The sequence below is a fragment of the Sinorhizobium glycinis genome (assembly GCF_001651865.1).
Classification (GTDB): Bacteria; Pseudomonadota; Alphaproteobacteria; order Rhizobiales; family Rhizobiaceae; genus Sinorhizobium; species Sinorhizobium glycinis.
Genome location: NZ_LPUX01000055.1, coordinates 149,488 through 169,343, shown reverse-complemented (window position 1 = coordinate 169,343; position 19,856 = coordinate 149,488). Strand labels below are relative to the sequence as shown.

Annotated in this window: 21 protein-coding genes; 11 read left to right on the top strand and 10 right to left on the bottom strand. The window is 60.7% G+C overall.

Annotation, left to right across the window (positions count from 1 at the left end; genetic code table 11):
- Positions 1 to 426: 426 nt before the first annotated feature.
- A complete protein-coding gene (locus tag AU381_RS12230; RefSeq protein WP_064242042.1) occupies positions 427 to 1,203 on the bottom strand; it encodes a response regulator transcription factor in 777 nt (258 codons plus the stop codon).
- A 481-nt stretch (positions 1,204 to 1,684) separates the two neighbouring features.
- The gene (locus tag AU381_RS12225; RefSeq protein WP_064242041.1) at positions 1,685 to 2,461 is read right to left on the bottom strand and encodes a helix-turn-helix transcriptional regulator; all 777 of its coding nucleotides are present in this window, start codon (positions 2,459 to 2,461) and stop codon (positions 1,685 to 1,687) included.
- A gap of 770 nt (positions 2,462 to 3,231) precedes the next feature.
- On the opposite strand from AU381_RS12225, the gene AU381_RS12220 reads away from it, so the two are divergent.
- From AU381_RS12220 to AU381_RS12210, 4 genes are all read left to right on the top strand, one after another.
- Positions 3,232 to 4,050 carry a LuxR C-terminal-related transcriptional regulator gene (locus AU381_RS12220; protein ID WP_064242040.1) on the top strand — a complete coding sequence of 273 codons (819 nt, stop codon included), beginning with the start codon at positions 3,232 to 3,234 and terminating at the stop codon, positions 4,048 to 4,050.
- Between the two features lie 488 nt (positions 4,051 to 4,538).
- Positions 4,539 to 5,114 carry a cupin domain-containing protein gene (locus tag AU381_RS31085; protein ID WP_342028729.1) on the top strand — a complete coding sequence of 192 codons (576 nt, stop codon included), beginning with the start codon at positions 4,539 to 4,541 and terminating at the stop codon, positions 5,112 to 5,114.
- Positions 5,084 to 5,512 carry a helix-turn-helix transcriptional regulator gene (locus AU381_RS31080; protein WP_342028728.1) on the top strand — a complete coding sequence of 143 codons (429 nt, stop codon included), beginning with the start codon at positions 5,084 to 5,086 and terminating at the stop codon, positions 5,510 to 5,512. Before AU381_RS31085 ends, AU381_RS31080 begins: the two co-directional genes overlap by 31 nt.
- A gap of 227 nt (positions 5,513 to 5,739) precedes the next feature.
- Positions 5,740 to 5,955, top strand: a complete 216-nt coding sequence (locus AU381_RS12210) for a hypothetical protein (RefSeq protein WP_064242274.1) — start codon at positions 5,740 to 5,742, stop codon at positions 5,953 to 5,955.
- A gap of 46 nt (positions 5,956 to 6,001) precedes the next feature.
- On the opposite strand, the gene AU381_RS12205 is transcribed toward AU381_RS12210, so the two are convergent.
- The 6 genes from AU381_RS12205 to AU381_RS12180 all read right to left on the bottom strand — a co-directional run bounded on the left by AU381_RS12205 (position 6,002) and on the right by AU381_RS12180 (position 13,160).
- The gene (locus tag AU381_RS12205; RefSeq protein ID WP_064242039.1) at positions 6,002 to 7,078 is read right to left on the bottom strand and encodes an ABC transporter ATP-binding protein; all 1,077 of its coding nucleotides are present in this window, start codon (positions 7,076 to 7,078) and stop codon (positions 6,002 to 6,004) included.
- Positions 7,079 to 9,001: a glycoside hydrolase family 127 protein gene (locus AU381_RS12200; protein WP_064242038.1), complete on the bottom strand. Its 1,923-nt coding sequence runs from the start codon at positions 8,999 to 9,001 to the stop codon at positions 7,079 to 7,081.
- A 17-nt stretch (positions 9,002 to 9,018) separates the two neighbouring features.
- Positions 9,019 to 9,882: a carbohydrate ABC transporter permease gene (locus AU381_RS12195; protein WP_064242037.1), complete on the bottom strand. Its 864-nt coding sequence runs from the start codon at positions 9,880 to 9,882 to the stop codon at positions 9,019 to 9,021.
- Positions 9,879 to 10,796, bottom strand: a complete 918-nt coding sequence (locus AU381_RS12190) for a carbohydrate ABC transporter permease (protein ID WP_064242036.1) — start codon at positions 10,794 to 10,796, stop codon at positions 9,879 to 9,881. Before AU381_RS12190 ends, AU381_RS12195 begins: the two co-directional genes overlap by 4 nt.
- 63 nt (positions 10,797 to 10,859) lie before the next feature.
- Positions 10,860 to 12,095 carry an ABC transporter substrate-binding protein gene (locus tag AU381_RS12185; RefSeq protein ID WP_064242035.1) on the bottom strand — a complete coding sequence of 412 codons (1,236 nt, stop codon included), beginning with the start codon at positions 12,093 to 12,095 and terminating at the stop codon, positions 10,860 to 10,862.
- A gap of 72 nt (positions 12,096 to 12,167) precedes the next feature.
- Positions 12,168 to 13,160 carry a LacI family DNA-binding transcriptional regulator gene (locus tag AU381_RS12180; protein WP_244520054.1) on the bottom strand — a complete coding sequence of 331 codons (993 nt, stop codon included), beginning with the start codon at positions 13,158 to 13,160 and terminating at the stop codon, positions 12,168 to 12,170.
- A 278-nt stretch (positions 13,161 to 13,438) separates the two neighbouring features.
- On the opposite strand from AU381_RS12180, the gene AU381_RS30305 reads away from it, so the two are divergent.
- A complete protein-coding gene (locus AU381_RS30305) occupies positions 13,439 to 13,600 on the top strand; it encodes a Thivi_2564 family membrane protein (RefSeq protein WP_014331478.1) in 162 nt (53 codons plus the stop codon).
- A 575-nt stretch (positions 13,601 to 14,175) separates the two neighbouring features.
- Here the strand turns inward: AU381_RS30305 and AU381_RS12170 are convergent.
- Together AU381_RS12170 and AU381_RS12165 are read right to left on the bottom strand one after the other, a co-directional pair.
- Positions 14,176 to 14,502 (bottom strand): hypothetical protein, encoded by a 327-nt coding sequence (locus tag AU381_RS12170; RefSeq protein WP_064242032.1) that lies wholly within the window; start codon positions 14,500 to 14,502, stop codon positions 14,176 to 14,178.
- A gap of 385 nt (positions 14,503 to 14,887) precedes the next feature.
- Entirely contained in the window at positions 14,888 to 15,985 is a 1,098-nt protein-coding gene (locus tag AU381_RS12165) for a DUF475 domain-containing protein (RefSeq protein WP_064242273.1), read from the bottom strand.
- Between the two features lie 412 nt (positions 15,986 to 16,397).
- Here AU381_RS12165 and AU381_RS12160 point away from each other — a divergent pair, with 412 nt between their 5' ends.
- From AU381_RS12160 to AU381_RS12135, 6 genes are all read left to right on the top strand, one after another.
- The gene (locus AU381_RS12160) at positions 16,398 to 16,649 is read left to right on the top strand and encodes a DUF982 domain-containing protein (RefSeq protein ID WP_064242031.1); all 252 of its coding nucleotides are present in this window, start codon (positions 16,398 to 16,400) and stop codon (positions 16,647 to 16,649) included.
- 200 nt (positions 16,650 to 16,849) lie between these two features.
- Positions 16,850 to 17,119 carry a DUF982 domain-containing protein gene (locus AU381_RS12155; RefSeq protein WP_064242030.1) on the top strand — a complete coding sequence of 90 codons (270 nt, stop codon included), beginning with the start codon at positions 16,850 to 16,852 and terminating at the stop codon, positions 17,117 to 17,119.
- Between the two features lie 311 nt (positions 17,120 to 17,430).
- On the top strand, positions 17,431 to 17,853 hold the full coding sequence (locus tag AU381_RS12150) for a low affinity iron permease family protein (RefSeq protein WP_064242029.1): 423 nt from the start codon (positions 17,431 to 17,433) through the stop codon (positions 17,851 to 17,853).
- A gap of 243 nt (positions 17,854 to 18,096) precedes the next feature.
- The gene (locus AU381_RS12145) at positions 18,097 to 18,474 is read left to right on the top strand and encodes a hypothetical protein (protein WP_064242272.1); all 378 of its coding nucleotides are present in this window, start codon (positions 18,097 to 18,099) and stop codon (positions 18,472 to 18,474) included.
- A complete protein-coding gene (locus AU381_RS12140) occupies positions 18,474 to 19,256 on the top strand; it encodes an SDR family oxidoreductase (protein ID WP_064242028.1) in 783 nt (260 codons plus the stop codon). Before AU381_RS12145 ends, AU381_RS12140 begins: the two co-directional genes overlap by 1 nt.
- Positions 19,257 to 19,546: 290 nt before the next feature.
- Positions 19,547 to 19,855 carry a DUF6074 family protein gene (locus tag AU381_RS12135; protein ID WP_064242027.1) on the top strand — a complete coding sequence of 103 codons (309 nt, stop codon included), beginning with the start codon at positions 19,547 to 19,549 and terminating at the stop codon, positions 19,853 to 19,855.
- The last annotated feature ends 1 nt before the right edge of the window (position 19,856 follow it).

Sequence of the window (19,856 nt, the reverse complement as noted above, 5' to 3'; positions counted from 1 at the left end):
CTGGCGTACCGTCGTGGGGCTATCCGGCGCGAGTCATTCCGCCGGCCGAAGATGGTTGTTACTGCATGTTTCCTTGAATCGTTGCCGATTTAAGGACCACCGTGGGTACAAATGAAAGCTGGTGTGTCGGCAGCGCTTTACTCGGAAAAGTTTATTGGCGTGACGATGCCGCAGAATGGTTGACGAACCCTAAACATGTAGGTCCGCCATCGATGCAACTTAACGATGCCGTCCCGAACAGGGTGGCGAAAGGGGCCTTGGATCGACGGAAACAAAAAAAGCGGACGTTCCCGGCTTGGCGCACCCGGCGCTGCGAGGGTCAGTTCGATGCGTCGCCGGCGAGAAGCGCAGCGTTACCTCCCTGCAAGCACACAGACCCGCGGTGGGCACGGCTGTGCCGCAATTTCATGAACGGATCTGGCCCGATCAATGGTAGCCCGCATCGCCGGAAAAGAGGTCGTTCAGCTTATATGCCACCTCGGTCCGGTTCGTCGCCTTCAGCTTCTTCATGATGTTGCGAATATGCACCTTCACGGTGCTCTCGCGCAGATTGAGCTCATAGGCGATGATCTTGTTCGCCTTGCCCTTGCGAAGGGCCTGCACGACTTCCGCTTGCCGAAGCGTGAACATCCCCGCCAGCGGCGGGCCTTCCTGCTTTCCCGTCTCGATCAGATGGCGAACCGCGAGAACGCTGCTGGCCGGCAGGAAGATTCCGCCGGCGATCGCCAGTCCGATCGCTTCGATGCAGATCTCCAGGCCCACGGACGTCGGGATGTATCCCCGCGCACCGCATTCGAGCGCCCTTAGGATCTGGGCAATGTCATCGATGTCCGACAGGACGACAACCGGGATAGGCCGGAACTCGGAGGCGAGCTTTGCAATGTCGGCCGCGACATCGGCAACTTTTCGCGCCCCGATATTGAGGAGGACGGCGCCGACCGGTGGGCAGGTGCCCTTGTTCTCCCGCCATTCATCGACCGAACCGAAGGCGGCGACCTCCATGCTGAGAGCATGGTTGGTCAAGGTCCTTGCGAGGCATTCGCGGTCCAACGCCCTGCTATCGAGGACAAGCAGACACGGTTTGTCTATCCCCTCCAACAGCTGCTTTTCCCCATCCTTGCCCAGCTGTGAGATACCGTTCGCGCTGTGCGGCTGCTGCGCAAAGGCTGGCATTTTCTCAAATCTCGATATTAAAGACGCCATTGCAAAATCCCCTTTAACAAAAATGAAGCCTGTAGAGATAAACACCTCAAGAGGAAATGTTCGATGCGTAAAATTTACTCGTATACCGTGTTGATACTACTTTTGAATTACTACCCTTGGCGTCTTTCTTCAGGACCAAACCTTCCTCATCGGCGCCGCTTCATCATGAATAGACATAGAATACACAATAGTCTAATGGAATATCCCCCAAAAATGAAGGGGGTACGCACGAGCACCACGTCGCGTCAATGGGCGACGGCAACCAACCGACCATGCAGCCGGCCCGTGGTACGATCCAAGAATCGGATTAAGTGACGCGGCGTGGCGTTTGACAATTGACGAAATGAGAGGATGGCTACCGCCTTTGACCGTTGGCCGGGTATCTCTGATCCACCTTTCGTAGTGCCCAAATCCGCTCGGGGCGAGCGAATAGCCGACGGTTCCAGAACGGTCACGCTCCGATCGGGCCCGGCCGATCCACTCAGGACGTGGAGCGGGACACCTTGAGCGCCGACGATGCCTTGCGGTCCTGGAAGCTGCGGTATCTGGCCGCGGCCTCGGTCCGGTTATGGGCGCCCAGTTTGGTAATGATGTTGTGCAGATGAATCTTGACGGTATGTTCCGACAACCGGAATTCGGCCGCGATCAGCTTGTTCTGCAGCCCGCGCGAAACCATCTCGAGAATCTGCAGTTCGCGGGCCGTCAGCTCGCCAACGCCGGCTCCACCCGGGCCTGCCGCGACCCCGTTATGGGGCGGCAAGTGCTGATCGCCTCTGCTTGCCAGAAGCATAAACTCCGGTGGAAAATACTCGCCGCCACAGAGCATCAGCCGGATCACCGACAGCCATACATCGAGCCTGACGTTCATGGGCAGCACGCTACGAACCAGGGGCGACCTCAAAATATCGGCCACAGCCGAATTCTGGCCTCGGCCATGCGGTTCGATGAGGGCCGTCAGTGCCTGCGGATGCAAGCGCAGGATGCGGTTCGAAGCGCCCTCAATGTCCTTCATCAGGCCGATGTCGACGAGAATCAGCGACACCGGATGCGAGAAGGTTCGGCACGCCGCATCGACGTCGTCGACCTGATCGACGCGGACCCACGGAAATTCACGCTCCATCGCCTCGATCAACCGCTCCGAGACGCTTCCTACGCTCGACACAATCAGAACGACACGTCGGGGCTCGGTCCGCCGTTTGCCATCCGCAAAGGACCCGAACCCAACTTCGCCGTGCTCAGCCACGTTCCGTAACGCCATGTGCCCCACCCAATCAATCGATCGGCAACCACTGGCCGACCGCATCTGCGCAACCGCGTCCGCTTCAGCGAACTCTAGCCCACGGCGCACGCGGTCGCGACGGTGCAAAAGGTGTGAGCTATCCATTGAAAGTTACGGGCGGCGGAGCTCTGCCTTGCTCTGCTTCATCCAAAGGAACGAGACCGTTACCGCGACAAGATCCATTTTATGATGTCCCCTACAGCGCCGTGCGTCCTTTCAGGTGCACAAAGGACGCTGTAGCCCATTGAATCGCTGCATGTTTTTATCCTTTGCTGCTATCTAAGGAAACATGCCGTAGAAGCTGAACCGCGCGGGATAACAGGGATGGACCGGAAGCCGGGAAATGGAACAACCTGCAGACGCCGATTGAATTCGTGGAACAATCCAGGCAATCGCTCCGGGGTCGATTCGACTTCGGCAGTTGTCTAAGGTGCCCACTATTTAACAGCGGGGCGCAAGGTGGGCAGCCTACAAAAGGCGTAGGTACTCCCACATTCATATACTTCAAAAGCACGAAAGCTTCTGCTCTGTTCACGAAACTGCAAATGGCAGATACTTGAAATTATTGGAAGAGTTGATCGGGCATTTTGAATCGCGCTTCGCTTTTAGTGTCTTATGCATTTTTAAAATTTTTCTTTAATACGTTTCGAGGCAAAAGTGGTTAGCGACGCAGACGCATCAAGCAAATATGCAAACGCATATCTCTCGACCGAAGCGGACGCTGGACGAGCCGGCGAGAGGCAACGGCCATGAGCTCTTCCGGCACCGGGGATAGAGGGGAAGACCAAGCCAGTCCTGTTCCCGAAAACACCGCCGGCGAGCCGCGCGCGGCGGAGGCAGAAGCTCAGCCGCAGCGCGAGCGGCCCCTTGTCATCATCGACAGGCGGCTCCTCTGGCGCGACAGCCTGGCGCGAAACATCGCCGCCGACAATCCAGGCACGCCTATTCTCACCTACGAGTCCTCCGAGGCGTGGGCTCGGCAAAGCGACGAGGGCACGCCGCCGGAGGCGATCCTCTTGAACATCGCGGAAAAGAGGATCGATGATCCGCCTGTTGAACAAGAAATCAAGAGACTCGCGTCCGAGTTCGCCCCCGTTCCGGTGATCGTCATGGCGGACAGGGACGATCTGTCGCAGATCGTCAAGGCGCTGGAATGCGGGGCGAAGGGCTACATTCCTTCCTCCGTGAGCGTGGATGTCTGTATCGAGGCTATCTCGCTTTCTCTGGCGGGCGGCATCTTCGTTCCGGCGAGCAGCGTCTTCGCGATGCGTCACTTGTTCGAAACGGGGGGCGCCGCCGAGCGACCATTGGCCGGTTTGTTCACCGATCGCCAGGCGGAAGTGGTGGAGGCGCTCCGGCGTGGAAAAGCGAACAAGGTCATTGCCTACGAGCTCAACCTGCGGGAAAGCACGGTAAAGGTTCACGTCCGCAACATCATGAAGAAGATCAAGGCCGCCAATAGGACCGAGGTCGCCTACAAGATCAACGATCTTCTTCCCGATCATCCCTCGGCCGACGAAGCATCGAACATCGACGATCCAGATCCCAACGGGAAGCGCCGCGACTAATTTAGGATTTGCACGACCGCTCCGCTCCGCCAAATGTCCGTCCGGCACCGCGCATCCTTAGGGAAGCGCATCGCTTCCAAGGCAAACCTGTCAACTGTGCCGGCCTTTGCCTCAACTACCAAATCGCTACCTGCAATCCACACTTCCATTCAAAGATGTTCCAAGACGATTCGGCCAGGAAAGCACGTGCCGTAAAGTAAATGCGATCGCAGGTAGATCGCATTACCGAGGGGCGGAACGCGATTATCCACTGCGCGCAAATTTTGTCCACACAGCGCCGGGATGTCTTCGCCGCGCGTTATTTTTGTGGAGCTCCAATTCTTCCGGAAGGACGAATAGCCCCGTGCCATTCTTCATTCGCAGAGAATGGCTGGGGCGGGATAGCTTCACGGACCCGGGACATAGGCAGGTGGCGTGGCAGCTACGCCACTTACACTATGGATGTTTTGCCCGTGGTCAGGCCCGCCTCCGCCGAGGGAGGGAGCGAAGTGGACAGGATTTCTATTGCGACCACGTCGTTCCGCGGCCTCGATCCGGACGAACTCGCGGCTGTCTTGTCCACCCCCGTTTCTCCGATCAAGGTCGAGAGGCTGCGCGGCGAACCCCTTGCGTTCGATTGCGAATTCTATTCGACAGGGGTGATATCGTTCGGCAGCTGCGCCTATGAAGGCGAATTGGAATGCAAACGGCAGGCGGCAAGCGACAAGCTGCTGATCTTTCTTCCGACACGAGGAGCCGCGCTGTTTGAATCCGGCGGCAGAGAAATCTGGTCGCGGCCCGGCCAGGGAACGCTCGTCGACGGCGCGCGCAACGAAAGCGTCCGTCTGTTTGGCCCCCGCAAGCACCTCACCTTGTTCATCGACCAGCGCAAGATCGCCAGCCACCTGATCAACATGTTGGAGCGGACGATCAGCGGTGACCTCGAGTTCCACCCGCACATCGATCTCTCTGCTGGACCGGGGCTTGCATTGGCACAACTTGTCGAAACCACATGCAGCGGACTGCGGGGAAACGCCCCCTGCGACAATCCCCGTTGGCCCTCGCTTCGCTCGGCGACGCGGTGACCCATCTCCTGCTGGAAGCCGCTCCGCACCGCTACTCGGACCAGCTTGCAAGCCCGGTGCCCCTGCCGGCACCGCGGCATGTCAAATGGGCGATCGATTTCATGCATGCACATATCGCCGAGCCGATCACCATGGCTGATATTGCCGCGGCGGCGAAGGTGAGCGTCCGCACCCTCCAGCAGGGATTCCGACAGTTCCGCATGACCACGCCCATGGCTTATCTGCACGAATTGCGGCTGACCGCCGCCCATCAGGATCTCATGAATTCACATGAGGCCCTGAGCGTCGCGGATATCGCGCTGAAATGGGGCTTCACCCATCTTGGCCGGTTCGCAGCCGACTACAGGAAGCGCTTCGGCGTCTTGCCTTCGCAAGCAATGCGAGGCGCCAAGAGCTGAGATCAAGGTTACCTGCGCCTGACACTACAGCGCCGCGCGTCCTATCAGACGCGCAAAGGTCGCTGTAGCACTTTGAATTGCTGCATGTCTTTGTCCTTAAACCGAGGCCGATTCAGGGAGACATGCAGAAGGCTGTTACCGAAGGAACGCACACTGCGGCAAAGCGGTCGATAGACAGGAATGGCGCCAATTCGACGCGCAAGCATTCGAACGAAGAACCCTGCCCCATGACGCCCGAACGTTTTGCCGCATGTCTCGCCAGTTTGAGGTGGACGACGATCGATCTCACATCCGCGCTCCAATGCCAGCTCTCGTGGGTCGAGGCCATGGAAAGCGGCCAGGCAGAAATTCCGGAAGACCTGGCTCGCTGGTTGGAAAGCCTTGCCAGATGCCATGAGGTCGCGGGCATTCCGAGCCGCTATCGCGGCCTGGCGCATTTTTGACGCGCGGCGCGTGCGCTTCGACCATGCTTGATGCGTCTTGCCTCGGTCAGCCGATCCGCGCGCCGTTGCCGTCGAAGTACCGCCGACGCTCAGGCGGCGCCGTCAGCCACACCGCCGATCCTGACGGGATGTCGTCGCCTTCCCGCAATTCCACCACGAGATTCTGCGCATCGCCGAGCCGGCAATAGACATAGCGCGTGCCACCGAGATATTCGGTGAACTCCACGGTCGCCTGCACCGCATCGGTTCCGCCGGCGACGATCCTGATATGCTCGGGCCGTATGCCGAAGACGATCCTTTCGCCGGGTCGAAACGAGTCCAGGCAGGCGCCGATCTCGCAGCCGGCAAGCCGCACCTTTCCCGAGCCACTCCATTCCGCATCCAAGAGGTTCATGCGCGGCGAGCCGATGAAGCCGGCGACGAAGGTGTTGACGGGGTTCTCGTAGACGTCGCGCGGCGTCCCCGTCTGCTCGATCCTTCCGTCACGCAGGATGACGATCTGGTCGGCGAGCGTCATCGCCTCCGTCTGGTCGTGCGTCACATAGATCATCGTATTGCCGAGTTCGCGATGAAGGCGGGCGATCTCCGCGCGCATCGAGACACGCAACTCCGCATCGAGGTTGGAGAGCGGCTCGTCGAACAGGAAGACATCCGGCTTGCGCACGATCGCCCGGCCGATCGCCACGCGCTGGCGCTGGCCGCCCGACAATTGTCCCGGCCGTCGGTCGAGCAGATGGTCGATCTTGAGGATCTCGGCCGCTTGCCCGACGCGCTGCTCGATTTCGGTGCGCTCGGTACGCGCCATCTTCAGTCCGAATGCGAGATTGTCGCGCACGCTCATGTGCGGGTAGAGCGCATAGGACTGGAAGACCATGGCGATGCCGCGCTCGGAAGGGTCGAGATCCGTCACGTCGCGCCCCTTGATGGCAATTTCCCCGTCGCTCACCTCCTCGAGCCCGGCGATCATGCGCAAGAGCGTCGATTTTCCGCAGCCCGACGGACCGACGAAGACGACGAAGTCTCCGTCCCTGATCGTCAGGTCGATGCCATGGACGACCTGCAGCGCGCCGAAGCTCTTGCGCACGCCGCTGAGTGCCACACCGATGCCATCCCGTTCGGTCATCTAGGCGCCACGCTTCTCGGCTTGCAGCCAGACGAGCATTTCGCCAGGTGCGCGATTGTCCCAGAGGTGGTAGGGCACCAGGCGCAATTTTGCCTCGTGCCTGGTAGCCGGCTTGGAGCGATACATGGCCTTGCCCCACGCCGCCGTGTCCTCGCGCTCGACCGGCAGTTCGACGGCGACGGCACCTTCGAGATCCTCCAGGATCGTCGTCTTCGTTTCTGGCAGGTCCTCCGGCACGATGAGAGCGTTGAGATCGCCGCCATTGTCGATCTCCTCGGCACAATAGACCAGCGGGCCGCGCATCAGCGCCACACGGCCGGCATCCTGCCGGACCTTCGGATTGGCGTATTGCGGCCGAAGCTTCAACGGAAGGTCGAGCGAAACCTCGTCGCCATCGGACCATTGCCGCTGGATGCGGGCATAGCCGTCAATCGTCACGACATCGAGATCGATGCTGCCGCCGTTGACCGATAGGCTGGCGCCATCCGCCCATTCCGGAATGCGCAAGGACAAGGCGAATTGCCGCGGCTCCTTGAGCTCGAGCCGGATCGAGACCTTACCGTCCCACGGATAATTGGTGATTTGCCGCAACGTGACGTCCGCGCCGCCCAATTCCAGCCGCGCGGTGCTTTCCCCATAGAGATGAACGGCGATCTCTTCGGCTGCGACGCCATACATATAGGCACCCACGGAGGCGACGAGCCGGGCGATATTGGGCGGGCAGCAGGGGCAATTGTGCCATTTCCAGCGATGATGCTTGCCGGTGCTTTCCAGCGGATTGTCATAGAAGAAGGTCTTGCCGTCCAGCGAAAGGCCGGTGAGCGCTCCATTGTAGAGCGCCTGTTCCATGATGTCGGCAAAGCGCCGGTTCGGTCCGCGCCCGAGCATGCGGCTTGCCCAGAAGACCAGGGCGACCGCGGCGCAGGTCTCGGCATAGGCCGTGTCGTTCGGCAGGTCGTAATAGTCGGTGAACCCTTCGTTCTTCGCCGACGGGCCGATACCGCCCGTCACATACATCTGCTTCGTCGTCAGGTCGTCCCACAATGTTTCGAGCGCTGCTGTAAGCGTGTCGTCCTTGTACTCGGTGGCGAGATCGGCCATGCCGGAATACATGTACATGGCGCGGACCGCATGGCCGACCACCTTCTTCTGCCGGCGCACCGGCTCGTGCGACTGGCTGTATTCGTAGGTCTTTTGAATATAGTCCTTCGGCGAACGGCCGTCGCGGATCGCCTCCTCGGTGAAGAAGTGAGGCTCCTGGCCGCGCTCGTCGATGAAGAAGTTCGAAAGCTCGAGATACTTCTTTTCGCCGGTGACGCGCGCCAGCTTGACGAGCGCCAGCTCGATCTCCTGGTGGCCGCAATAGCCGGCGATCTGGCCCTCGCCGTGGCCGAATTTGCCGATCATGTAGTCGGCAAAGCGGCACATGACGTCGAGCAGCTTGCGCTTGCCGGTCGCCTGGAAATAGGCGACGGCCGCTTCGATCAGGTGCCCGGCACAATAGAGCTCGTGATGATCGCGCAGGTTCGTCCAGCGCCGGTCCGGCTGCACCCGCTGGAACCAGGAATTCAGATAGCCGTCCCTGTCCTGCAGCCGTTCATACATGTCGATGATCTCATCGGCTCTGGCCTCCAACTGAGGATTGGGCTTGCGGTAGAGCGAATAGGCAATGGTCTCGATCGACTTCGCCAGGTCGCTGTCCCAGAACATCTGCGTCGTTCCACCCCAGGGCTGGATCGGGATGATGATTCCGGGGCTTGGCCGCCTCACATCGAGCGCCTGCAGCATGCCCGCCTCGACGCAACGGTCGAGCAGGATCTCGGCCGTGGCGTTGCAGACGGCATCCTGCCACTTGCCCCAAAATCCGCCGACCCGGACATCCGGTACGGCCACGGGTCTGAACTGACGGTCCTTTTTGCTCATGACGTGCCTTTCTCTCGTTATTTGACCGCGCCGGCCATCAGCCCGCGCATGTAGTAGCGTTGCAGCAGCAGGAAGACGATAAGGCAGGGCACCACCATGACGGCGACCCCCGCTTGCACCGCACCCCAGTTGATGGCTCCAAGCCGGCCGGCACGCACGGCCATCATCAGGACCGGCAGCGTGTAGTTCTCATTGCTCGACAGCAGCACGAGGGCTGCGAGGAACTCGTTCCAGGCATTGAGGAATGCAAAGATCGACACCGTCGCGACGCCCGGCATGACCAGAGGCAACAGCACCCGCACCAAGAGCTTCAGGTCGCGCGCGCCGTCGATGCGGGCCGCCTCTTCGATCTCCTTCGGCACCGCGTCGAAGGCGTTGCGCATCATGAAGACCGAGAACGGCAGTTGCAGCGTGACGTAGACGAGCATCAGGCCGAAGAGCGAATTGTTGAGACCGAGCCGCGCCAGGATGATGAAAAGCGGCGTCAGGATCGACTGGAACGGGATCATCAGCGTCGCGATGATCAGCACGAAAAGCGCGTTCTTGAAAGGAAAGCGGTAGCGCGAGAAGCCATAGCCGGCGAGTACGCTGACCGCGACGGTCAAGACGACCGTCCCGAGCGACACCACCAGCGAATTCATGGTGTGCTGCCAGACGCCGGAGCCGAAACCGTCGAGGATGCGGTAGGCATCGAAGCTTATGCCCGACAGCGGCCATGGCGGCAGCGGTGGCCAGCCGGATTCGCTGCTCGGCCGAAACGATGCCAGGAAGCCGATCATGAAGGGCGCCAGGAAGAAGAAGGCCGTGCCGATGCCGATCCCGTGATAGGCGATCCGGTCGCGCAGCGCCTTGCGGGCGCGGATTTCACGACGAGTCTTCATGGCCTCTCATCCCCCACTTTGAGCAACCAGAGCTGAAAGATGCTGATTGCGACGAGGATAGCCAGAAGCGCGATGGAGAGCGCGGCCCCATAGCCCAGGTTGAAGGACACGAAGGACTGGTTGAAGATGTAGTAGACGACCGAGATCATCCGGTTCTGCGGGCCGCCGCTGGTCATGATGTAGAACTGGTCGAAGGCGAGGATGGAGCCGGTGACCGAAAGGATCAGCGCCAGCGCCATGGTCCGGCGCATCAGCGGCAGCGTCAGGTAACGGAACCGCTGCCACCGCCGGGCGCCGTCGATACGCGCGGCCTCCGTCAGTTCAGCGGGAATCGCCTGCAGTCCCGTGAGCAGGATGATCATGGTAAAGCCGGCAATCTTCCAGACGACCATGACGATGATGGTGAGAAAGGCCGTATCGAAATCGGCAAGCAGGTTGATGCGGCTACTGGTCAGCCCGAGCCGCTGCATGCGCGGGGCGAAAAGCCCGCTGTCGACATTGGCCAGCCACACCCAGAGCAGCGAGGCCGAGGCGAGCCCGACGACGACCGGCAGAAAGATGATCGTTCTATAGGCGGAAACCAGCGGCCGCTGCTTCTCCACAAAGATCGCCAGCGGAAAGGCCACGGCGAAGATGGCGATGGTGACGATGATCGTATAATGCGCCGTAAAGCCGAGCGCCGTCAGGAAGCGCGCGTCGCTCACAATGCGCACATAATTGCCGAACCCGATCCAGGCGGGCTTGCCGAGCAGCGGCCACTTGTGCAGGCTCATCCAGATGGTGAAGAGCACCGGCAGGATAAAGAAAACGCCGACCAGCGCCATCGCCGGCGCGATGTAGAGCAGACCGCGCCAGCCGGATTGCTTCCTCCTGCGGTGGCGCGGCGGCGGAGATGCGATGCCCGACATCGTCATGGGTGATTTCTTCGATCCTGTTGCGTGTGCTGGAAGGGCAAATTGCCCTCCCAGCGGTACGGGTTATTGGCCCGCGTCGATGATCGACTGCATCTCGGATTGCGCATTCGAGAAGGCGCCGTCCACGTCGTCGCCGTAGATCGCCGCATTGATGAAGGTTGCCCAGGGGCCGTTCGAACTGTTGATCAGGTCGTTGAACTGCAGCGTATAGGGTGTCTTTGCGACCGCAATGGCGTCTATGCCGACCTTGAGGCGGGGGTCGAGGCCTTCGAGAACCTCACCGGCTATATCGCCGCGGGTCGGCAGGCTGCCGTATTTCGCCATGATCTTCTGGCCTTCCATCGAATAGGTGTATTCGAGGAATTTCTTGACCGCCTCCAGCTTCCGCGTGCCCTTGGTGACGACGAAGTTGTCGCCGCCGGCAAAGGACGAGGGTTTGCCGTCGACGCCCGGGATCAGCGTCACGCCGAAGTCGATCTCCGGATGCTGCGTGACCAGCGTGCCGATGGCAAAGGCCCCGATGCTCTGCTGACCGATCTTGCCATTCGTGAAGGTCAGGAAATTCACGCCGTTGTCGCTGGCAGAACCGGCGGGCACCGTGTCCTTCGCGACGAGGTTGCGATAGATGTCGACCGCCTTGCGCATCTCTGGCGTGTCGATTGTTGCCTTCTTGCTGTCTGCCGAGAGGATGTCAGCGCCCGCCCCCCAGGCCAACGGCGTGAAGGTGAAGATCATGCAGCCGCCGCAACCGCCACCGGAGAAATAGAAGCCGTAGGTGTCTCCGCCGAGCGCGCGGATCTTCTCGGCATTGGCCGCAATCTCCTCCCAGGTTTTCGGCGCCTTTTCCGGATCGAGCCCGGCCTTGCGGTAGAGCTCCTTGTTCCAGGCGAGGATCGAGGTCTCGACCGAAAGCGGCAGGCCGTAGATCTTGTCCTCGTAGGTGCCGAGCTTGACATGCGATGGCGAGAGCGAGTTGAAATAGGGAAGCGATTTCGCCCAGTCGCTAAGGTCCTCGAGCTGGCCGGCTGCAGCGAAGGCCGGCGTGTAGATGAGGTCGAGCGATAGCGCATCCGGCGCCTGACCGCCGGCGATGGCGGTGGCATATTTCTGGACAAGCTCGGAAAAGGGGACTTCGGTCAGTTCGACCTTGTCCTCACCGGCAGAATTGTAGGCCTTGACGACTTCCTTGAAGGAGTCGCCAATGCCTGAGCGAACCCACATGCTGATTGTTTCGGCCGAAGCGGTGGATAGCCCCAGCGCGTAGGCGAGCGCCGTTGTGGCAAGCAATCTCTTCAACACTTTCCATTCCTCCTCTTGACCGAGCCGCTTGCGCGCGAGCTCCCTCCTCCTCGTTCAGTCGCACTCGGTCGCTTATTCAGCCGTTCCGGCCCCGCCACAGGATTGCCGCACGACAAGCTTGCAGGGCAGCTTGCGCAAGCCGGGCTCGGCCGGCCGTCCCTCCGCGAGCGCCAGCACCATCAACCCGGCCTCCCTGCCGAGTTCCTTCAGATTCATGTCGATTGTCGTCAGCGGCGGACGCGTCTGTTCGGCAAGGATCTCCCAGTTGTCGAAGCCGATGACGGAGACGTCGTCCGGCACCCTGACGCCGCGCTCCCGGAGCGCGTCGATCACGCCGCGGGCGATCTGGTCGTTGCCGCAAAAGATGCCGTCCGGCAGCCTTCCACCGGCACTCCACAGATCGGCAATGGCCCGATGCCCCCAACTCTCCGACCAGATGCCGTAAAGCACCGGCGCATTCCCGCCCGCCTCCCTTGCGAAGGCGGAGGCGCGCTCGCCAACAGAAACGAAGTCCTCAGGCCCGGTGATATGCACGAGGCTGCGCCGACCGATCTTCTTGAGCCAAGCCGTTGCAAGTGCCGCCCCCTGCGCGTCGTCGGCGGTGAACGTCACGCTTTCCGGCGCCCCGGCGGTGAAGGCATAGACGACGGGCACCGGCAGGCCAGCGAGATCGACCGGGAGAGACCTGTCGATCCGCTTGCCTGTCGCGATGATGCCATCCACCTGCTTGTCCAGCATGGCGTCGACATGAACCTTGCCGAGGGCGGGATCGTCTTCGATCGCGCAGAGGAAGACCGAGACGCCGTGATCGACCAACGCCTCAGAAATTCCCGCCATGACCGGTAGGGTGAAGCGGCCGTAGGTGTCGTTGGTCAGAAGCCCGATGGTGAACGACCGGCTGGAAAGCAGCCCCCGCGCCAGCGCGTTCGGCCGGAAGCCGATTTCGGCGGCGATCCGCTTGATCCGTGCCCGCGTCTCGGCGGCCATGCGGCCATTGTCGTTCAGCGCCTTCGACACCGTCGAGACGCTGACGCCCGATTCACGCGCCAGATCGTGGATGGTCACGCGCCCGCTTCTGGCCCGCTGCGTCGTCAAATCGGCCTCCCAGAAAGATCGGATTGAGAAAACCTTTGCGCAGCGATGAAGTCAATATGAGAAAACGTTTTCTCATCGATTTATCGCGAACAGTGGGAGGGCACAGGCAGCGACAAGCACCGGATCTGGCCTTCCGACGCAGCATCGCCGCAAAGCCACATTGATGCGCCCCTGCCGTTCAGGCCTTTTCTTCCGCTTCCACTCCCATAGGTAAAGCTTCATAAGCCAACACAACGGAGCGGAAATACATGTCCCTGCTGATCAGCGTGCTTGTAACGTTTCTCGTCGTTATTCTCGTGCTCTACCTCGTCAACCGGCTCCCGCTGGACGGACGCACCAAGCAGATCGTCCAAGCCATCGTGATCATCATCGGCGTCTTGTCGCTGCTGAGATACCTGGCGGTTTTCTAGCTCGGCCGGCCCGAACGGCAGTGCCGATTTCAGCCGTCACAGCGTTTGCTGACGGCGCTTACGACACTGGCAAGGAATCAGAATCACGCAACCGGGTTGCGAATCACCCTGTTCAAGGGCGATTATGGGCCGTGTTCACTGATCTCTGATTGCAAAGCATACTGGCCGCTCCAATAATCGAGTCGAGACCGTCAACCCAAGATGGTCTCCAGTATCGGAGGAACTACTCAATGAACAGAAACGTGATCATCGGTATCATAGTGGTCGCGATCGTCATCCTCGCGGTAATTTTCCTGATGCCGGGTGGCACCGAACAGACAGCCGAAACGCCCCCGGCACCGGCCCCAAGCGAACCCGCGCCTGCGGCGCCAGAGCCCGCACCAGCGACACCGGAACCGACTACCCCGGCGCCCGCTACTCCCGCCCCGGCACAATAGTCCGCCGGGGCCATTTTTCGTTCAGGAGGCCTCGCGCCCGCAGGGGCGCGAGTTTCCGCCTTTTTGCTTTTCCCACCCGCGCGCATGAGAACGGCTGCGCATTCGGCGTTCGACTCGGGCGCGCACCACAGGGGCCTGTCAGTCCGTCACCGCGTGGATGCCGAGCAGATGAACGGTCTCCGCCGGCGGCTCTACTTCGACATGACAGTCTTCGATACTGCCACCTCTCCCCCAGCGCGCGGCAAGGCTCATCAATTCCTCCTGCTCTCTCCTGAGACGATGCCATGTCATGATTTCATCGGCATGCGGCGTGTTCAGCCGCGGATCGTAGAAGCGGGTGATTTCCTCGCCGGCATCCTTGCGGGCGGCCTCCAACCGCTGCTTCAACGCGTTCGCCTCGTCCTTCACCAAAAAATAGCGGCGCATCACGGCAATCAGCGCAAGATCGTTCGGGCTGGCGTTCAAGAGCGTTCCTCCGCGTCTTTTCCAGGTGGGGATGTCGCCGGAAGGCGTTCCCGGCGCGCCGAGCCCTTCGCCCGAAACTGTGACCCTTTTCCGGCAGAGAAAAGCATGCGGCGAAATCTCGTTCGCGGAGTTTCTCTTTGCAGAACGACTTCCGTTTACTTCGGCACGCTCCGCCTTGACTTGTGCATTGGCACGTCGGGCTGCTGATGCAATATCTGCCATGTCCATCTCACAAAGACGGCCCGGCAAAGCTTGCCGGGCCGTCCCATTCTGATGAGCGGTGTCAGACCTAAAGCGCGTCGCATCAAATGTATTCACGCGGCGCGCTTTGGGTTCTTATGCATGTCGTTATCCCAAAACCGCTGCGCACTTTTGGCGACATGCATTAGGCGCGCAGCCGCGCGTCCGGTTCTCTCCCGAGGCTCTCCTCTTGCGCCTCGCGCCGGTTGTGGCGAATCGACGACCAGAGCGAAAGGCCGATGAGGCCGGCGCCGCCAAGGCCGGTAATCACTTCGGGAATATGGACGAGCGTCTGGAAATACATCACCACGGAGAGGATCAGGATCGCATAGAAAGCGCCGTGCTCCAGGTAACGGTACTCGCTGAGCGTTCCCTTCTCGACCAGCATCACCGTCATGGAGCGCACATACATCGCGCCGATACCAAGGCCGATGGCGATGATGAACAGGTTCTGCGTCAGGGCAAAGGCGCCGATGACACCGTCAAAGGAGAAGCTGGCGTCGAGCACTTCCAAATAAAGGAACGCGCCGAAACCACCCCTCGCCGCAGCGCTCATGGTCTGCTCCGTGGCGTCCAAAAGACCACCGACGATCTCGACCACGAGGAACGTCAGCAGGCCGTAAACGGCTGCATGGACGAATGCGACCGCCTCTTCGCCCTCGAGCAAGGTCGAGAAGCCGAGGATGAGGGCGAGCACGAAAGCAATTTCGATGCCCCTGACGGTCGCAAAGCGCGCCATCTTTTGCTCGATCCAGGCTATCCAGTGCACGTCCTTCTCATGGTCGAAGAAATAGTTGAGACCGACCATCATCAGGAACGTACCGCCGAAAGCGGCGATCGGCAGATGCGCATCGTGCATGATGCGGGCATATTCCTCCGGACGTGCCGCTGCGAGGATGACGGCGTCGATCGGCCCGATATGTGCCGCGATCACCACGATCAGAAGCGGGAAGACGATACGCATTCCGAAGACGGCGATAAGGATGCCCCAGGTCAGGAACCGCTGCTGCCAGACCGGCGTCATGTCCTTGAGCTTGTTGGCGTTGACGATGGCATTGTCGAAAGAAAGGGAGATTTCGAGAACTGCAAGGACGGCACAGACGAAGAAGACCGTCATCATGCCGCTGAGCGTGCCGGTCGATTGCCAACCGACCCAGGCGCCGAGCACGAGTCCGGCTGCCGTGGTGAGAAAGGCCCATTTGAAGTAATCAAGCGTGGCTGTTTGCGAGCTCGGCTGTGTCATTGGCGAACCTCCCCTGCCCGCGAACTCGTCGCTTTTGCGAAACGGAGGTTTTCGGAGAAAAAAATGCGCACGGCCGAACGGCCACATGCGTGGAGCATGAGTTGAATTTTCATGGTAGCGTTTTCCGCCGGCTGATTTGCTGGCGGTACCGACATCACGAGAGCGCCGTAAAAACTCTCGCCAGAGGGGCCCGGCACCAATGTTCCTCCCGCGATCCGATGTCTGAGAGCGGGAGCGGTTCTTTACTTAGCGACATCGTATCCTGCGTCAAGGGCACAGCGCCGGGCTACCGTCTCCTGCATCTCCTTCACGCGCAGGTGGCGAGCGCCGCGATATCGCCTGTTACAAGGGAACCAAAAGCCGGCTCGATCAGTTTGATTTCCACCGGCAACCAGCTGCGAGGCAAGGCGTCATGCACTGTTTCTGGTGGGATAAATGCGTTGAATTGGAGCTCGGCGACACCGGCGGATACCGTGCCGTCAAGAGCACACGGGAGGCCGTCGAATGCCTGCTGTTGCGCTGGCCGCAGCGAGATGGCCGCGCGCTCGCCGCCGCAAAACGCACTTGCCTCCAAGCACTGGACGGCAAGGTCAGGACGGAGAAAGCCCGCAGAGCCTTCATCAAGGCGGCGGAGGAGGCGCACATCTCGATTCGCAGCCAATAGAGGCGCATAGTTGCAGGAGCGACGCTTCGAAGCCCCGTCGAACGGAACGCCGCCTGCGAACCGGCGGTCCGTGGCATCGAGGTGAGCATCTCCAGACTATTCAGTCGCACAAAGGTTCGCTGTAGTCTTTGAATTTGCTGCATGATCTTTAATCGCCTCCGACTTAGGAAAGATGCAGGAGGGTGCGGAAAGGGACAGCCATGCTTGAGATCCCATGGAACAAGCCCGTCAGCCTCAACATGCTGGACGGCAAATGCCGCACCGTCGTGGGGCCACTCGATGCGATAAAATGCCTGCAAAGCGAGTGGCCGGTACGGGACGGTGCCTATTACGGTTGCGCGGTCCGCGCGTGCAACGCGGCGCTGAAGCACCGGAAGAAACCTGAGGACGCCCGCGCCGCATTCCTCGCCGCCTCCCGCGAGGCCTTCCTGACGATCGCCACGGGTCAGGGGCAGGACGGCGGCAGCTAGGCGTATGGCGCGCCGGGAGTGAACACCTGCCCCTTCTTGGCCGGCTTTTGGACCGACCCCTCCTCCTCCGCCCGAAAGGCTACTGCATGTTGCCCAAGAGTGCGCAGCGGTTTTGGGGACGACATGTAACAAGAACCGCGCGAATACGTTTGAATGCAACGCGCTTAGTCTCCGTCCTCATTCGGGGAACCCTTTTTGGTTTCAGGCATTTACAGCGAACCACCCGGCAGCGGATCCCCGCTTCCGGGTTGCTCAGCCGAAGCGCCGGGACAATTCCATGATCATCGCAATGAAAGGGATGGGTCTCTGGAATGGTAAACAGTTTCAGCAGATTTTCGACAGCCGTCGCCGAATATTCGGGCAGGCCGGTCACGTTCGTGATCGCGGTCGCAACGATCGCTCTCTGGGGTATGACCGGACCGCTTTTCGGTTTTTCGGAGACATGGCAACTCATCATCAACACCGGCACGACGATCGTGACCTTTCTGATGGTCTTCGTTCTCCAGAATTCGCAGAATCGCGACGGCACGGCGCTACAGGCGAAGCTGGACGAGCTTATCCTGACAAGCGAGGCCGAAAACCGGTTCATCGGAATTGAAAATCTGGACGAACGGGAACTGAAGCGCCTCAGCGAAATTCTGAAGGAACATGCGGCGGACGAAGACGATCATCAACTGCACAGGAAGATAAGTGAAGCAGCCGGCCGGCAGCCGAAACGAGCCCGCGCCCGGTAACGCCTATTGCACGTTTCCGTAAATCGTCGCCGATTTGAGGATGATTCAGGGTTTCAAAGCGCTGCAGCGGCCTTGTGCGTCTGAACAGACGCACGGTGCTGCAGGCCCGCAGCCCGTGGAACCAAAAACAACACATGACCGTTTGCCCTGAAGGCAGCGGCTGCGGAAACGCAAGCCGGCTTCCCTTGGTCAACGATGTCGTCATGGACCCGGACCTGGAAGCGCGAGCAGGAGGATGAGCATATGCACGTAGTCGGCACACAAGTTATCCCGGAACAGGGCGGAAGGGCTGGTTTCACGGTGGAATTCGTCGGCGAGGGAGGCGAGATCGTTTCCGTGTCGCTCCGCAACGACGCCTGCCACAGCCTCAATCGCATGAATGCAGTGGATCGGGCTAAAGAGGTGATGATGGAACTCGCCAACACCGACACCAATGTCCTCGAGAACGGCGAAACCGAGACAGGTCAGCCGAATATGCGCCGCAGCGCTCGCGCCAACAAGGATACGGACGAGATGGAACGGCAGCTCGACGAGGGTCTTGAAGACAGTTTCCCGGCGAGTGATCCCATATCGGTCACGGCTTCCACCATCCCCACCGACCGCGCGAAAAAGCACCAGTGATGGCCGGCCGCTCGTCTGTCGCACTGGTCACCGGCGCGGGTTCCGGCATTGGCAGAGCCACGGCACGTGCGCTCGCTGCCGAGGGCGCAAAAGTGGGCGTGCTGGGGCGCACGCGGTCCGAACTCGAAAGCGTCGCCGGGCTAATCAGGGCCGAGGGCGGACAGGCTCTCGTTCTCGAGGCAGACGTCTCCAACGAATTGCAGATGCGCGAGGCCGTGAAGGAGCTCGTTTCCGAGTTCGGCCGGCTCGATATCGTCATTGCAAATGCCGGCATCAACGGCGTATGGGCGCCGATCGACGATCTGAAGCCATTCGAATGGGACGAGACCATTGCCGTCAACCTGCGGGGCACGTTTCTCACCCTGCACATGACCGTCCCCTATCTCAAGCAAAATGGTGGTGGCGCCATCGTGGTCGTCTCGTCGATCAACGGTACGAGGACGTTCACGACGCCGGGCGCCACGGCCTATACGGCCACCAAGGCGGCCCAGGTCGCAATCGTCCAGCAATTGGCTCTGGAACTGGCAAGACACCAGATCCGGGTCAATGCCGTCTGCCCGGGGGAGATCGACACCAGTATCGATGAGAATACGAGCCTGCGTCACGAGCAGGAAACGGCAATCCCGGTCGAGTGGCCGGAGGGACAGGTTCCGATTACCGGCGGCAAGCCAGGACGCAGCGAGGACGTCGCCGCCGTCATCCGCTTCCTCGTCTCGGACGGTGCGCGGCACATAACGGGCAGCCCTGTCTGGATTGACGGCGGACAGGGGCTGCTGCGCTAGCGCGGTATCCCCAAGCTTCCGGGAGGCGCCCCAAAAGAAGCCCCGCCACACGGCGGGGCCCATTTCCGCATCAGCAATAGGGAACGCACGGATCCGTAGGGGCTTGCGGAGAGGGAACTGTTCCGTGCGTTCCGGTGGCTAAACCGGAACTGCTCCGATTTGTTCCCGGATGAGGGGAAAATAATCGTGAACTTCGCCGGCGGATTAGCTGAGCCCGGACGGACCGGACGAAGGAATCGTTAACCATCTTCCCGATAGAGCTTCCCGTGAGGCGAGTGCAGGGTGATTCGATGGAAGCTGACGTGAACGAGCGGACGATTGTGTTCAAAGCCGGCGGGATCGTCGCCTTTCCCCTTGAGGCGCGTACCGGAGAGATCGATCGTTGCGCCCGCGAGCTCGATCGCATCCATGGAGACGCCGCTCTGCAGTTCTGGAAAGCAGAGTGCCGCAAGCTTGCCGATGAGCTTTCGCAGCTTGGCCTCCGGGAAAATGAAATCCGCCGCCAGGTGCTGGCGTTCCAGATGGAGGTCCAGGCCGCGATGGTGCGCCGTTACGAGGCGCCTGCCGCCGGACGAAACCGATCCGACAGCAGAACATGAC